Raw genomic sequence first — 14933 nt, forward strand, 5'->3', positions numbered from 1 at the left:
ATTTACAGGCGCATCGGCATCACGACATACGTCGCGGCCTGGCTGGCTGAATTCTCTATTTTTACACTGGATGTGGCATCCGTCAGCAGCAAACTTACCTGCTCGCATTTCAGTGCATTGAGAACATCCAGTACGTAGCTGACATTAAAGCCGATTTCCATTTCCGTGCCCTGATAGCTGACATCAACAATCTCTTCTGCTTCTTCCTGCTCCGGGTTATTGGCAGTAATTCTGAGCTGATTTTCGCTCAGGTAGATGCGAACCCCCCGAAATTTTTCGTTGGATAAAATCGCTGCCCGTGAAAACGCCTGCTTAAGCGTGTCACAGTTTGCTATCAGTGTCTTATCCGGATTTTTCGGCAAGACACGGCGGTAGTCAGGAAAACGCCCGTCAACCAGTTTTGATGTAAATATGAAGTCACCAACGTGGGCGCGGATATTGTTGCTGCCGATTTGCAATTGAAGCGGGTTATCTCCGCCATCCAGTAAGCGCATCAATTCAATCACGCCTTTACGTGGAACAATCACTGAATGCGAAGGCAGGCTCTGGCCGATATTCATAGAGCAGACCGCCAGACGGTGACCATCGGTGGAAACAGTGCGCAGTTCTTCCCCTTCGGTTTCGAACAGCATCCCGTTCAGATAATAGCGAACATCCTGATGCGCCATTGAGAACTGGGTAGATTCAATCAGACGTTTCAGTGTTGCCTGTGGAAGTGAGAATTCAACTTCACTTTGCCAGTCATCCAGATTGGGGAAATCGGAAGCGGGCAGAGTAGAGAGTGAAAAGCGGCTACGGCCGGATCGAACCAGAATGCGGTCACCATCCAGCTCAACGCTGATTTCGGCACCGTCAGGCAACCCGCGCCAGATATCAAAGAATTTACGCGCGGGAATGGTGGTTGCACCCTGTTCATGTGGCTGAGTGAGCGTCACCCGAGCCTTCATTTCCATTTCTAAATCTGTACCTGTCAGTAACAGGGAGCCTTCTGTCACCTGCAACAATAAATTACCTAAAATAGGAAGGGTAGGGCGGCCGCCTAAAGGGCTGCTGACCTGTTGCAGGGGTTTTAATAATTGCTCACGTTCAATGATAAATTTCATAGCGCTAGGAAGACAATGTTCTGATTAAGTTAGAAAAATCTTCTTTGATATCATGACTCTCTTCACGTAGCTGTTCGATTTTACGACATGCGTGAAGTACCGTAGTATGGTCACGACCACCAAAGGCATCCCCGATTTCAGGCAAGCTGTGGTTTGTCAGCTCTTTTGCCAGCGCCATTGCCATCTGTCTTGGACGGGCAACGGAGCGTGAACGGCGCTTGGAAAGCAGATCGGCAACTTTGATTTTGTAATATTCAGCAACCGTTTTCTGAATATTATCAATCGTTACCAGTTTTTCCTGTAGAGCCAATAAGTCACGTAATGCTTCGCGTACAAAATCAATAGTAATCGCCCGACCAGTAAAATTAGCATTGGCGATAACCCGATTCAAAGCGCCTTCGAGTTCACGAACGTTGGATCGCAGGCGTTTAGCTATAAAGAAGGCCACTTCTCCCGGCAACTGAATCTGGTTTTCGTCTGCTTTTTTCATCAGAATCGCAACACGGGTTTCCAGCTCCGGTGGTTCTATGGCAACGGTCAGACCCCAGCCAAAACGGGATTTTAACCGATCTTCAACGCCATTAATCTCTTTCGGATAGCGATCTGATGTCAGAATAATCTGTTGATTACCTTCCAGCAGGGCATTGAACGTATGAAAGAATTCTTCTTGGGATCGCTCTTTATTAGCGAAAAATTGAATATCATCGATAAGCAGGGCATCTACTGAGCGATAATAGCGTTTAAATTCTTCTATCGCATTGTTCTGCAAAGCTTTAACCATATCCTGAACAAACCGTTCAGAATGCATGTATACCACTTTTGCATTGGCTTTGCGTGCCATGATGCTGTTACCGACAGCATGTAAAAGGTGGGTTTTACCTAAACCGGTGCCGCCATACAGGAACAGTGGGTTATAAGCTCCGCCCGGATTATCGGCAACTTGCCTGGCAGCGGCTCTGGCGAGTTGGTTGGATTTACCTTCGACAAAGTTATCGAATGTATGCTTTGGATTCACATTCGAACGATAAGATAACTCAGGCTGCGCTTTTGCATTATCCCAGCTAGGGCGTACAGATAAACTGGATGGAGCAGCAACCACCGGCATATCAGCAATGATTTTCTGAGATGTAGACTGGCTTGCTGAAACAGGCTTATTACCTACTTCAAAACGCAGTAACGGTACTTCAGGACCACAGAAATCATTTAATAACAAATTGATATTATTTATATATTTCTCTCTGACCCAATCCAGCACGAAGCGGTTGGGTGCATAAAGAGCCAAAGTGTTATCACTTAGTTCTGCCTGAAGGGGTCGTATCCACATACTGAATTCTGTGGCAGGTAACTCATCCTGCAATCGGGCAAGACATTGCTGCCAAAGCGAAAGTGACACGGCGAACTCCCCTAAAACAAGACCAATAAAAGAAACTGGAATAATAGATACGTTATACTGGGCACAAGGCATTACTCTTTATCGATAAAGATGCTCTCGATAAGAATATTACCGATAAGAACATTTCTCGATGAGAGGACTCGCAGTACCTTGTGGCGATTTCTAGTTTCATCGCTCTCCCAACGATCCGTACAGCGAGATCGGAATCGTGACCAGTGATCATAACGCAAAAGACGACATAAATCCTCATTCTTTTACACAGCTTTGATGCTTTTTATCCACAGGGAGATCACCACGCTTTGGTACGCGGAGAAGATAAAGCCCATAGAAGATACTGTAGTGGAATCATGGTATATAGCAAATTCCATTTAGCTATCGTTTAAAATTCAAAGGGAAAGCAATAGTATAATTACTACGCAAATAGCAGGATCCGTGTAGGATCCTTGCGCTTTATTGCACAGTCCGTATAATCTTGCACCCTGTGTGTGATGCCAAACGATTTTTTTCCGGCTGTGGCTGGTGGAAGTCAGGATTAACACCTTAGATAGCAAAAACTTTGGGTAGCAACAAGTCTGGCATCAGCTGAAACGCGGTCAGGCTCGCGTCATCTTGGAATTGACTAAGGGTAGTACATTTTATTACAATCCTGCCTCTTTCTATATATTGATGTTGCGATTGAGGCATCGGTGTCTACTTATTTCCACTGGTCGCCAACGCATTTGCTGAATCAGTTACAAATTTTAAGTTAGGTAGAAATCGCTATGAAACGCACTTTTCAACCATCCGTACTGAAGCGTAACCGTACACACGGCTTCCGCGCACGTATGGCCACTAAAAATGGTCGTCAGGTTCTGGCTCGCCGTCGTGCGAAAGGCCGTGCTCGTCTGACTGTTTCTAAGTAATAAAGCTAACCATTCCACGTGGTTAAGCTCGCTTTTCCGAGGGAGTTACGTTTGTTAACTCCCGAGCATTTCACTTATGTTTTCCAGCAGCCACAACGGGCAAGTTCCGCAGAGATAACCATCCTTGGACGCCTTAATCAGCTGGGGCATCCCCGTATCGGTCTAACCGTCGCCAAAAAAAATGTTAAACGCGCCCATGAGCGAAATCGTATTAAACGATTAGCCCGGGAAAGTTTTCGTTTAAACCAGCATAAATTACCGTCAATGGATTTTGTGATTTTGGTGAGGAAAGGGGTCGCTGAGCTTGATAACCGTGAGCTAACGGAAACGTTGGGCAAATTATGGCGTCGTCACTGTCGCTTGGCTCGCGCCTCTTGATTGCTTTGATCAGAGGTTATCAGTTAGTGATTAGTCCACTGCTGGGGCCTCGTTGTCGTTTCAATCCTACCTGTTCCCAATATGGCATTGAGGCACTGCGTAGGTTTGGCATGATGAAAGGCAGTTGGTTAACGGTGAAACGCATATTAAAATGCCACCCTTTACACGAAGGTGGTGATGATCCTGTCCCACCTAAAAAAAACGAAGATAACAGAGAACATTAACGATGGATTCGCAACGCAATCTTCTTCTCATCGCTCTGCTGTTTGTTTCGTTCCTGGTCTGGCAGGAGTGGGAAAAAGATCAAAACCCACAACCAACAGTACAGGTCTCGCAGCAAACCAATACGCTGAGTAATGAAGCAGTCAGTGGGCAAGGTAAACTGATCACCGTGAAAACGGATGTGCTTTCGTTGCACATCAATACCCGTGGTGGTGATATCGAAGAGGCTGACTTGCTGGCCTATCCGGATACCCTCGGTTCCAAGATGCCGTTCAAGCTTCTGGAAACAACCCCAGAATTTACTTATCAGGCTCAAAGTGGCTTAACAGGCACTAATGGCCCGGATAATCAGGCTGAACGTCCTCTTTATACTGCTGCTCAGAACAACTACGTTTTGGCTGAAGGTCAGGATGAGTTGCGTATTCCTATGACTTATACCGCGCCGGATGGTGTTGTGTACGTCAAAACTTTCGTATTAAAACGCGGTAACTATGCTGTCTCTGTTGATTACAGCATTGATAACGTGACTGACAAGCCGTTGCAGATGGCATTTTTCGGTCAGTTGAAGCAGAGTGTTGATCTGCCGAAACATCGCGATACCGGCAGCAGCAATTTTGCCCTGCATACTTATCGTGGTGCGGCTTACTCATCTGATCACGAAAAATACGAAAAATACAAATTTGATGAAATTGAAAGTAAACCACTTTCCGTAACCACACAAGGCGGCTGGGTAGCGATGCTTCAGCAATATTTCGCCACTGCGTGGGTTCCGGGAGAAGGTAAAACCAGCAATTTCTACACCATTGACCTGAAAAACCAGAAAATGGCGATTATCGGGTACAAAGGTGACACCATCAATATCGCACCGAACAGCAAGCAGAACATCGCTTCTACTCTGTGGGTCGGTCCTGAAATTCAGGACAAAATGGCTGCTGTTGCACCACATCTGGATCTGACCGTTGATTACGGTTGGTTGTGGTTTATTTCCCAGCCTCTGTTCAAATTACTGAAATTCCTGCACGAATTCATTGGTAACTGGGGCTTCTCCATCATCGCTATTACCTTTATCGTGCGTGGTATCATGTACCCGCTGACTAAAGCGCAATACACTTCTATGGCGAAGATGCGCCTGTTGCAGCCGAAAATCACTGCAATGCGTGAGAAATATGGCGACGACCGTCAGCGAATGAGTCAGGAAATGATGGCGTTGTACAAAACAGAGAAAGTGAACCCGCTGGGCGGCTGTTTACCTCTGGTTATTCAGATGCCAATCTTCCTTGCATTGTATTACATGCTGATGGGCTCTGTTGAACTGCGTCATGCACCATTTATCGGCTGGATTAATGACCTGTCTGCACAGGATCCATACTACATTCTGCCATTACTGATGGGTGTGACTATGTTTGTGATCCAGAAACTGTCGCCAACGACGGTCACTGACCCAATGCAGCAGAAGATCATGACTTACATGCCTGTCGTGTTCACTGTTTTCTTCTTGTGGTTCCCATCTGGTCTGGTGCTGTACTACATCGTCAGTAACCTGGTAACCATTATCCAGCAGCAGGTTATTTTCCGCAGTCTGGAAAAACGCGGTCTGCATACCCGCGAAAAGAAAGAGAAGAAAGAAAAGCAAATCGATCTGACCAAGAAATAATTTCTTGAGAAACGGGTCTTTTAAAAAATAAGTAGAAGGCGGTCATTGGCCGCCTTTATTATTTCCATTCATTGGCAAATTGGTAAAAGAGAGAATTCCATGAATACCACCGATACGATAGTTGCTCAGGCCACCCCTCCGGGACGAGGTGGTGTTGGTATCCTGCGTATTTCTGGTCCCAAAGCTGCGGCAGTTGCTGAGGTGGTATTAGGGAAACTCCCGAAACCCCGCTATGCCGATTATCTGCCATTTCGTGATGTAGATAGCTCAGTTTTAGATCAGGGCATCGCCCTTTATTTCCCCGGCCCTAATTCCTTTACGGGTGAAGACGTACTGGAACTTCAGGGGCACGGCGGCCCGGTTATTCTTGATTTACTGCTGAAACGTATTCTGACTATTTCCGGTGTGCGAATTGCTAATCCCGGTGAATTTTCTGAACGTGCTTTCCTCAACGATAAACTTGATTTGGCTCAGGCTGAGGCGATTGCCGACCTGATTGACGCCAGTTCTGAACAGGCAGCGCGCTCTGCCATGAATTCCCTACAGGGAACATTTTCCAATCAGGTTCACCAAATGGTGGAAGAACTGACTAACCTGCGCATCTATGTTGAAGCAGCGATTGATTTCCCTGATGAAGAAATTGATTTTCTTTCTGATGGCAAGATAGAAGCCAAGCTGGATGAAGTGATCGCGGAGCTTGAGCAGGTTCGTTCGCAGGCTCGTCAGGGTAGCCTGTTGCGTGAAGGGATGAAAGTTGTCATTGCAGGCCGCCCGAATGCAGGTAAATCCAGCCTGCTGAATGCGCTGGCGGGGCGTGAAGCAGCGATTGTGACGGATATTGCAGGTACAACTCGTGATGTTTTACGCGAACATATTCATATTGATGGAATGCCCCTGCATGTGATTGATACTGCTGGTCTGCGCGAAGCCAGTGATGAAGTGGAACGCATTGGTATTGAGCGGGCATGGCAGGAAATCGAACAGGCGGATCGCGTGTTGTTTATGGTAGACAGTACGACGACTGATGCTATCGAACCAGAAAAAATCTGGCCGGAATTCATGGCTAAGCTACCAGAATCCCTGCCTGTAACGATTATCCGTAATAAAACAGATATGACAGGTGAAGCCAGCGGCATATCAGAAATTAATGGCTACACGTTAATTCGTCTTTCTGCTCTTGCAGATCAAGGGATTAATCTGCTGCGTGATCATCTCAAAGAAGCGATGGGCTTTAACAGTAATACTGAAGGTGGGTTCCTCGCACGCCGCCGCCATTTGCAGGCACTGAATACCGCCGCAGAACACTTGCAGGAAGGACACCAACAATTGGTATTCGCTCGTTCCGGGGAGTTATTAGCGGAAGAACTCCGGCTGGCACAACAGGCATTGACTGAAATCACCGGAGAATTTACGTCTGATGATTTACTTGGGCGGATTTTTTCAAGTTTTTGTATCGGGAAGTGATGTTCTGATAAATCAGAAAAGTAAATTTCATTGAGCAAATCTGAAATTTTCTGCTTCGTATGTGCTCCGATTTTTATATTTCGGAGCACTACTTATCATTGCTTTTTAAGATAGTGTGTTGATTTTTCTAATCAGTGACACTTGTCTGATACTCGCTCAATAGGTCGGTTATGGCATGTATATTATCGAACCAGCTCAAAGCTGATTTGTAGTGTGATATCTGCTGCCAGTGTTGCTGGTTTCGGGCCAATAGATTTAGCAAGACTGAGCGCTTTTAGTGCTTCATTATCCATTGCACTGTGGCCCGAGGATTGAATGATTTTGGCGGCAGTGATTGAACCATCATCCTGAAGGATAAAGTTGACGGTGACTGTACCTTCCTGCTTCATTCGTTTTGCTTTGCGGGGATAACGCTTGTGGCTCTCAATTTCCTGCCGGAGCCTTGCATAGTAATTATCTGACTCACTATTACCCTGACCCACTAAAGGTTGAGAAGTTGTCACCTGACTCATTCCACTTTGTGAGTTGGCCTGATCAGTGCCATCCGTTTCAAATTCCTCTGGGGTATTTTGGGATGCCTGAGATGACGGAACAGATTTCTTTTCTTTATTTTCTTTCGGTTTTTCTTTTGGCTGTTTTTTAGGTTTTTGAGTTTTAACCGGTTCAGTCGGAGTATCGTTCTTTTTTTCTGTTTGAACGATTTTATCCAGTGCAATTACCGGAGTTGTCGGTGATTCAGCAACAGTCAGAACTGGCTGAGATAATTCAACCGGTTCCGGCTCTTCTGTTAATGCTGAGGCCGCCACCATTGTGATTGAAAAACTTGTCAAAGGAGAATTCTGATTAAGATAATGGGCACTGTCATCGTTCGGCTCTGTATGTCGGTTTAACAGCCATATCAGACTGATATGCAATGAAACAGCGATAATAATACCAACCAGAAAACGTTTACTGAGTGTTTTCTGCGTGTTGATCACTGCGTTGTCTGATATGACTGTATTGAACATACTATCCTCTAAAACTGACTGGTAAGGCTGAGCTTAAAGGTTCTGCCCGGTGCCGGTATCATTGAGCGCGTGAGTGGATCAAGATAATAGCGGTTAGTTAAGTTTGTGCCAGTCAGTTCCATTGATATCGCTGGGGTGATCTGGTAGCTGACATAAGCATCAACGGTAAAGACGGAGTTCCAGCGCATCGGGTTGTTGGATTGCCCTTTGTAAATATCCGGTAAGGCATTCATCAACCATTTTTCATCTTTGTTTTCTGCACCACTGTGATAGAGCATCCGGCTACCCAGCTCCAGTTTTTCATCAAACAGGCGTCCACCGATATTCAGATTAGCGGTATATTTCGGCTGAATGGAAGTACGCAAATACCCCCCCGGAAAACCACCATCAATACATTCAGGAATGCCATAACGATTCTGGGAATCCATTCTTGCAACGGAGTTATGGTCGCAAACCTTGTTTTTCATGTTGTAGACTAAACCCATATCGGTAAAGAAGCTGCCGTTGTCGTAGCGAGCCTGCAATTCTAAACCTGCCAGTTTTTGTTTATCTAATTGGGCGAAATTATAGGTATTATCCCTGTCGAACACATTTTCAATAACCGTGTTGTAATAGGAGAGTTTGATATCCGCATTACGTTCAGCATTTACTAGTTGGCTGAAATCATAAACGAAACCTGTTTCTATAGTTTTGGCTCGTTCTGGTTTAAATTTCAAACCGATATAATTTTCTTTAACGCCAGAAAAACCGACAGTATCTTCAAAAATACTGGGCATTCTTACTGCCTCGGCATAGCGGGTATAGGCCCGGAGATCGTCAGTGATATAGGCAGTAGCAGAGAATGTTGGTGCCCATGCATGGGATTTACGTTTTTGGGCTGGTTCCCAGAGATCGTCAATATAAGGGGTTCGTATGCTATTGGCGTTAACGCCCATTCCGTATTCATATTTATAGGTTTCTTGACCACTGGTTGGATTAATAACCTTTTCATTCATATCCAGTTGTCCATTGAAGTAAGGATTATCATCTTTATTGAGCTTGCCGTTATTCGAATCGTAAAGCCAAGTGAATTTTTCCTGAGCCATCCAATGCCTTTGCCCATTACGTGTTAGGATTTTTTGTGGGTTTATTTTAAAGTATTCATGGAATAACTTGCGGCGTTCTTGTCTCTCTTCTTTACTCATTGGAAAGTTCCGCTTTTCATGCATTTTCTGGATTATGTAAGCTTCTTTTTCGGTAGGTGTTCTCCAATAACTCATTGCATGTCCGATTATTTCTCCCCCTTCTTGATAAAGTCCATCTTTTGCAGCGCGTCGTTCAGTGAGGAAATCATCTTTGGACCAATAGGAAACACGTTTAGCTCCGGCACTGAGTGCTAGCCATGAAGCAGGGCGCCAGTCAAAGTTAAAAGCGAGATTAATTTCCTGTCGCTGTCCTTTTCTTGCTGGAGACTGGAAAAAGTACATATTTTGGGAATTGTATTTATCATTGGAATCCAGATGCTCATGCTGGAAATTTCCCATGAGAGTCAGATCCAGATTACGGGTTAGCTCAAATTTATTGGAGATATCTACACCCCAACGATTATTTTGAGAATTGGTGAGAGCTGTATTGATTAAGGTTCCATCAATATAGGCGTTTTTACCACTTTTTCCGTTCTCCCAAAGATAGTCTCTGGCAATAGGGCTGCGGGGATATCCACCTGCAGTATTGGTATTACTTGTTGTACGTGTTGTCCATAAATTCATGTCGAAATCGATATAGGATCTCTCGGCAGGATGCCATTTATAAGTCAGGTTGGCTGCTTGTTGGCGAACATTAGCCAGTGGCCATTGAGGAACACTATTTTCGTCAGCAAGCACCATTGCCAGCCTTGAAGGCATAATATCGCCGAACTCCATATGAGTATTGCGGAAAGCGAGTTGCAGTGCCTGGTCATCGGTAAAGTGCCAGGTGTTTTTGATTAACACTGATTGCATCTCGCTGGAAGTATTGGGAACTTCATTACCGGGGCGATAAATGCGTGCTGCAAAAGGGAGGTAAGGATCTAAACTTGTACGTGCTCCGGTCATCAGTTTCTTATCGGCTTCGGTAATTGAAGCATCATAACGATGTGCCCCCCCCTTACCGGCAAAATAGTTACCTTGCCGGCGATAAGCATAAGCTAGCATCAAGTCAAAATATTCTTGCCGTGTACCTACCGCAATACGGAAGGCATTATCTTTGAACCCAAACAGTTTATTGTCTTTTGAGGAATGCGGAGTGATTCTTAATGCCGAATCGGTTTCAACGTCATTTTGGATAAAATTGGGAATATCACGATAGTCCTGCCCTAATGACAGTGACGGTTTTCTTTCCCTAACTGAATTACTGCTGGTTTCCAGTTTGGTATTAATGCCAAATGTTTCACCTTCCGGCACGACATCATCAATATTGAGTGTTTTGATGGAGACAGCACCACCAACAGAGCCTTTTACCCTGCGATTCAGGGAGGGGCCTTTTTCGATTTCAATACTGCTGATTAAGTTAGGATCAATATAATTGCGATTATTAGCACCGTTATAGCCACGTCCAACGGTAATTGCCTGTTCTGTTCCATCAATCGTGACGGGAATACGTCCCTGCCCCTGAATGCCACGAATATTGATATCCAGAGCACCGCTATTGCGGGCATCACCGCTGTAAACACCAACTGCTCCTTTAATGACATCAGCAGGGGATGCGCCTTTGTAGCGCTCTATCTCCTTTTTGCCGATATAAATATTGGAGATATCTTTGTCATAAACCGCATCATAACCGGCTTCATCTTTATCTCTGTTATCTGTCACCCGGATTTTACCTAAATCAGTTTTGCCGTCTGACGTTGTAGTGGCAGGTTTGGATTCAGCAAACAAAGGAGGTGCTGCCAGTGAAAATGCCAGTGACAGAGCCATTGTGATGGGAGTTAGTCCGGTTTTAATTTGATATGCCATTGATATTTCTTGCCTCAGTCATCATCGCACAAATAAAAAATCATCAGATTTTGATTAAAAAAACTTTTCCAGCCTGAGCAGTACTTCGTTTTTGTTATAGCTGTACATCCAATCCACATTGCTGTGATTGCGTCGGTGGCGGAAAGTCATTGAAGGAGTCATACCTAATATTTCAGCGGCAGGAATTTTGATAGTTGCCGTGTAGATTTGCTCCATATCATGACGCTTAGCATTCAGCATCGGGCTATAAGCGCCAAAGCGCCGATCACGTAAAATGGCGGATAGTGAGCCGTTAATACCGTGATAGATCTGTGTGCCGACTCCTGCCCGGACTCCCCATTGCTGATAGCGGTCAATGGAGTATTGGTTGTTACCGCGATAAGTCCAGTCTCCACCACCAAACAGAGTAAATTCTTTGCTGATGGCGTGGGATATACTAAGAAAAGAAGAGGTCAATTCACCGTCTTTTCTGCGGTAATTGTGTTGATGGCGCAACAGTTTATGCTCAAGTTCAATATTGAGGGCGGTTTGATTAGTCATTCCCCATTGCCATTCTGTTTTGATCCCAGCGGCATGGTAGAAGCGATCACCAGCAAGTTGTTTATATTCAAACAACGGGCTAAAGGAAATATCGTGGTTTCTGTTTTTATAGCTGTAGCCACTGGATAGCTGGAGAGTATTTTCATTCCCATCCTGATAATTACGGTAGTTTTCACCATAAATCAGCCCACGGATAGCAATGCCGTGATGACCATAAAGTTGATGTCTTTGACTTAATGTGGCGTCATAGAACATGCCCCATGCTTTGACAGCTTTTGATACTTGACGCTGGTTAATGCATTTATTTGCTTTGAATCGTAGACAAACAGGCTCCTGATCAGGGGACAGGTTCACATTATCGTTGTAGGAGTAACTCACAGAGAATGAGCCCCGCCAGCTATTTCTCAGCTCTATTGCTGCAAGATAACTGTTGATGTTCTTCAAAACTGATTTTGGTACTTGTTTTTTTTCACTCAGTTCTGAAAAAAGACGTTCAGCTTCCCGATTTTTATAATCTTCAAAATAGACTCGGGCCAGTTCTACTTGAACGCGTGGAAAATCCGGCTGTTGGCTAAGAATTTGTTGGTAATGATAAGTGGCCAGAGCTAAATTACCATCAAAGCGAGCGAGTCCGCCCTGAGCGAAATTCACTAATAAGACATCATGATCTGATAATTTTTTATAAGCTGTGAGAAAACGTCTTACATCTGGCCATTGCTGGTGATTTATTGCAAGAAATAGCGCCAAACTAACATTGTCCAGATTATTCTCTACCTGAAATTTTTTCCCATCAATGACAATCAACGCAGCATTATTCTCAGCAAAAATAGGGTCAGGTGTAATCAGCTTTTTTTCATTTTCCTGTTGATGATGTTGTGCTGCTTGCCAGATTTCGTGTGAAGTATCTTCATTGGCATATATTGGTAATGAGATGAAAAAAACTATCAATACCATTAATAATATCGGTGTTTTTCTATTATCAGACATCGAAAAATCAGCTCACAAAATCCATGTTATTAGAAATAAAAACAGAGAACAGTGCTAAAAAGTTGGCACTGTTCTCTGAAAAATTAGTAATTACTGTTTAGAGCCGCCAAAAGAGGTATCTTTGGAGCTGTCACCATCAAATTTTGCATAACCAGCCAGACTTGATGCATTGTCACCAAAGAAGTGACCGTGAGTTTCACCTTCAAGGCTTCCTGTTGTAGCAAGACCTACAAATTGCGCATCGGATTTGATTTGAGCATCAATGCCAATTTCCATTGTGTTGTTTGCCATTGAACCAACCAGTGTTTTCTCACCAAAGTCTGCGGTAAACGTACCGGACAGCGCATTATTTCCGCTGTATTGGTTAATACCGGTCACCGTATAGGTTGCTGTGCCATCGGTTGGAATATTGGTGGTAATATCCTTGCCTGCATAATAGACGGTATGAGTTGGGTCATCGGTGTTACCAGTCTGAGACCATTCACCGAAATAAACTTCTTCATTGGCAACTTTACTGAAATGAAATACTCCCATACCACCGTGTGTACCAGGTGTACCTGCCATTGAGATATTGTGAATACCATTATTATCGGCAGGTGCCATACGGGTCAGGCCAGCAAAGCCAGTGATTTGACCACCATAAACGGAACTAATACCGATACCGGGTTCACCACCTTTGCCACCGTGTGGACCTTTACCGGGTTGAGTTGGGCCAACCTCAACGTATGTTGGTGAACTTACCTGACTCTGACCAAATCCTACTGCTGCGTGAGCCTGTGCCATAAATCCCAAAACGCCTAAAGCGGCGACTAATACCTTAACTTTTTTCATCATTATCCTCATTTAGAGTGGGGGATCCCTCGTTACCCAATCATAAAAATGGCCTGATTTATTGCGCGGGAGGAATGTACATTCTTCAAATGATAATGTAAATGATAATTATTTTTATTTGATATTGATTTTGTTGGGGTTTAAATCAGTAATTAACTCAATTATTTGTATTTTAATGATTTTAATTTTTGTTAAGAAGAAGTGGAATTCTGTGATTTTTCTGAAAATGTGATGGGATTAAACCTAATGGTCTACTGTTATTGTGTTATTAATAGTGCGTTTTGACTGAGGAAAAAGCATTTATTTCACTCAGTCAATCTATTAATTTTTTATATGTATTATTTTAATTGTAATAATTATTTAAATGAAAAATACTTTCACTGTAACAAATAGTTTTAATTAATCCATTAACCGCTGAGAATGCGTATACACCGTTGCTCGCCCCGGTTTACAGAAACCGACTAGCGTCAGATTACATTTTTCTGCTACTTCGATTGCGAGTGAAGTAGCAGCAGAAACGGCAAATAATATTTCCACGCCACAATTGGCAGATTTCTGCACCATTTCATAACTGGCACGGCTGGAAACCAAAACAGCGCCTTGTTGCCAGTCTGTTTTTGAACGCATTCCCAATAGCTTATCTAAAGCAACATGGCGGCCAACGTCTTCACATCCACCAAGTAAATTTCCTTCCGAGTCAATCCAGCCAGCTGCATGGGTACAGCCAGTCAATGAACCGATGTCTTGCAGGAGAGGTAATTGTGCAAGCGCCTGATCCAGATAATCCAATGAAAAAGTTTGTGTAAAAGGCAGTGGAGTGATGGGGCGGAAGATTTCTGATATTTGCTCAGTGCCACAAATACCGCAACCGGTTCGGCCTGCCATACTGCGTCGGCGTTCTTTCAATTCAGCGAAACGGCGGCTGGAGAGTTCGATATTGACTTCAATACCGCCGTGGCAGCCGGAAGTTATATCAATCCCGCGAATTTCCTGCGGAGAAGTGATAATCCCTTCAGATAGGGAGAAGCCAATTGCGAAATGTTCGAGGTCTTTTGGACTTGCCATCATGACGACATGGGAAATGCCGTTGTAGACTAAGGCAACCGGTACTTCTTCAGCTACCCAGTCCAGCTTAGGGGTGTGTAAGTGATTTTTTTGTTGTACATAGATGCGGGTAGTGCCACTGACAGCTTGCTGATTTTCTGGCTTTTTTTTATCCATCTGGCTAATTCTCAATCGGCTTCACTTTTCATTTCATTGCCAAGTTTACATTATTTATCCGTAAATAAAAAAAGCATGTTCCAGTGATTAAAATAAATACAGGTTTTTTATATTTTATTTGATATCTATCTATATTAGAAAATAATCTTCATTGACATAAATTATATTTTTATTTGAGTTGTAAATGTTGATTTAAATATTTTGTCTTTTATTTTTCCTTTTATTATTTTTTGTGTGTTTTTAATGTGTTGTTTCTGAT

The 14933-nt window shown here is 43.9% G+C and carries 12 protein-coding genes; 5 read left to right on the forward strand and 7 right to left on the reverse strand.

The window, feature by feature from the left end; all coding sequences use genetic code 11:
* Positions 1-2 precede the first annotated feature (2 nt).
* Positions 3-1103 (reverse strand): DNA polymerase III subunit beta, encoded by a 1101-nt coding sequence (gene dnaN / locus AACX38_RS12370; RefSeq protein WP_099120995.1) that lies wholly within the window; start codon positions 1101-1103, stop codon positions 3-5.
* A 4-nt stretch (positions 1104-1107) separates the two neighbouring features.
* Complete coding sequence (gene dnaA / locus AACX38_RS12375; RefSeq protein ID WP_099110102.1) at positions 1108-2496, reverse strand: chromosomal replication initiator protein DnaA; 1389 nt, start codon at positions 2494-2496, stop codon at positions 1108-1110.
* 761 nt (positions 2497-3257) lie between these two features.
* Here dnaA and rpmH point away from each other — a divergent pair.
* From rpmH to mnmE, 5 genes are all read left to right on the forward strand, one after another.
* Positions 3258-3398, forward strand: coding sequence for a 50S ribosomal protein L34 (rpmH, locus tag AACX38_RS12380; RefSeq protein ID WP_038267117.1), 141 nt, complete (start codon positions 3258-3260; stop codon positions 3396-3398).
* Between the two features lie 18 nt (positions 3399-3416).
* Positions 3417-3776 (forward strand): ribonuclease P protein component, encoded by a 360-nt coding sequence (rnpA, locus tag AACX38_RS12385; protein WP_099110051.1) that lies wholly within the window; start codon positions 3417-3419, stop codon positions 3774-3776.
* A complete protein-coding gene (gene yidD / locus AACX38_RS12390) occupies positions 3740-4000 on the forward strand; it encodes a membrane protein insertion efficiency factor YidD (protein WP_086954857.1) in 261 nt (86 codons plus the stop codon). Before rnpA ends, yidD begins: the two co-directional genes overlap by 37 nt.
* A 2-nt stretch (positions 4001-4002) precedes the next feature.
* Entirely contained in the window at positions 4003-5652 is a 1650-nt protein-coding gene (gene yidC, locus AACX38_RS12395) for a membrane protein insertase YidC (protein ID WP_228864424.1), read from the forward strand.
* Between the two features lie 99 nt (positions 5653-5751).
* Positions 5752-7116, forward strand: coding sequence for a tRNA uridine-5-carboxymethylaminomethyl(34) synthesis GTPase MnmE (gene mnmE, locus AACX38_RS12400; RefSeq protein ID WP_228864425.1), 1365 nt, complete (start codon positions 5752-5754; stop codon positions 7114-7116).
* A gap of 182 nt (positions 7117-7298) precedes the next feature.
* On the opposite strand, the gene AACX38_RS12405 is transcribed toward mnmE, so the two are convergent.
* The 5 genes from AACX38_RS12405 to fdhD form a co-directional block, all read right to left on the reverse strand.
* Positions 7299-8123 (reverse strand): energy transducer TonB, encoded by an 825-nt coding sequence (locus AACX38_RS12405; RefSeq protein WP_228864426.1) that lies wholly within the window; start codon positions 8121-8123, stop codon positions 7299-7301.
* Positions 8124-8131: 8 nt separating this feature from the next.
* Positions 8132-11095, reverse strand: a complete 2964-nt coding sequence (locus AACX38_RS12410; RefSeq protein ID WP_228864427.1) for a TonB-dependent receptor domain-containing protein — start codon at positions 11093-11095, stop codon at positions 8132-8134.
* Positions 11096-11149: 54 nt separating this feature from the next.
* The gene (locus AACX38_RS12415) at positions 11150-12622 is read right to left on the reverse strand and encodes a porin family protein (protein ID WP_228864428.1); all 1473 of its coding nucleotides are present in this window, start codon (positions 12620-12622) and stop codon (positions 11150-11152) included.
* Positions 12623-12712: 90 nt separating this feature from the next.
* Entirely contained in the window at positions 12713-13456 is a 744-nt protein-coding gene (locus AACX38_RS12420; protein WP_339385681.1) for a Slam-dependent surface lipoprotein, read from the reverse strand.
* A 396-nt stretch (positions 13457-13852) separates the two neighbouring features.
* Positions 13853-14674 (reverse strand): formate dehydrogenase accessory sulfurtransferase FdhD, encoded by an 822-nt coding sequence (fdhD, locus tag AACX38_RS12425; RefSeq protein WP_228864430.1) that lies wholly within the window; start codon positions 14672-14674, stop codon positions 13853-13855.
* Between the last annotated feature and the right edge of the window lie 259 nt (positions 14675-14933).

Source organism: Xenorhabdus sp. PB30.3 (assembly GCF_963895965.1).
Taxonomy (GTDB): Bacteria; Pseudomonadota; Gammaproteobacteria; order Enterobacterales; family Enterobacteriaceae; genus Xenorhabdus; species Xenorhabdus stockiae.

Coding starts and splice junctions, on each gene's coding strand:
- dnaN (WP_099120995.1), bottom strand. CDS start 1,103: ATGAAATTTATCATTGAACGTGAGCAATTATTAAAACCCCTGCAACAG.
- rpmH (WP_038267117.1), top strand. CDS start 3,258: ATGAAACGCACTTTTCAACCATCCGTACTGAAGCGTAACCGTACACAC.
- yidD (WP_086954857.1), top strand. CDS start 3,740: ATGGCGTCGTCACTGTCGCTTGGCTCGCGCCTCTTGATTGCTTTGATC.
- yidC (WP_228864424.1), top strand. CDS start 4,003: ATGGATTCGCAACGCAATCTTCTTCTCATCGCTCTGCTGTTTGTTTCG.
- mnmE (WP_228864425.1), top strand. CDS start 5,752: ATGAATACCACCGATACGATAGTTGCTCAGGCCACCCCTCCGGGACGA.
- AACX38_RS12405 (WP_228864426.1), bottom strand. CDS start 8,123: ATGTTCAATACAGTCATATCAGACAACGCAGTGATCAACACGCAGAAA.
- AACX38_RS12410 (WP_228864427.1), bottom strand. CDS start 11,095: ATGGCATATCAAATTAAAACCGGACTAACTCCCATCACAATGGCTCTG.
- AACX38_RS12415 (WP_228864428.1), bottom strand. CDS start 12,622: ATGTCTGATAATAGAAAAACACCGATATTATTAATGGTATTGATAGTT.
- AACX38_RS12420 (WP_339385681.1), bottom strand. CDS start 13,456: ATGATGAAAAAAGTTAAGGTATTAGTCGCCGCTTTAGGCGTTTTGGGA.
- fdhD (WP_228864430.1), bottom strand. CDS start 14,674: ATGGATAAAAAAAAGCCAGAAAATCAGCAAGCTGTCAGTGGCACTACC.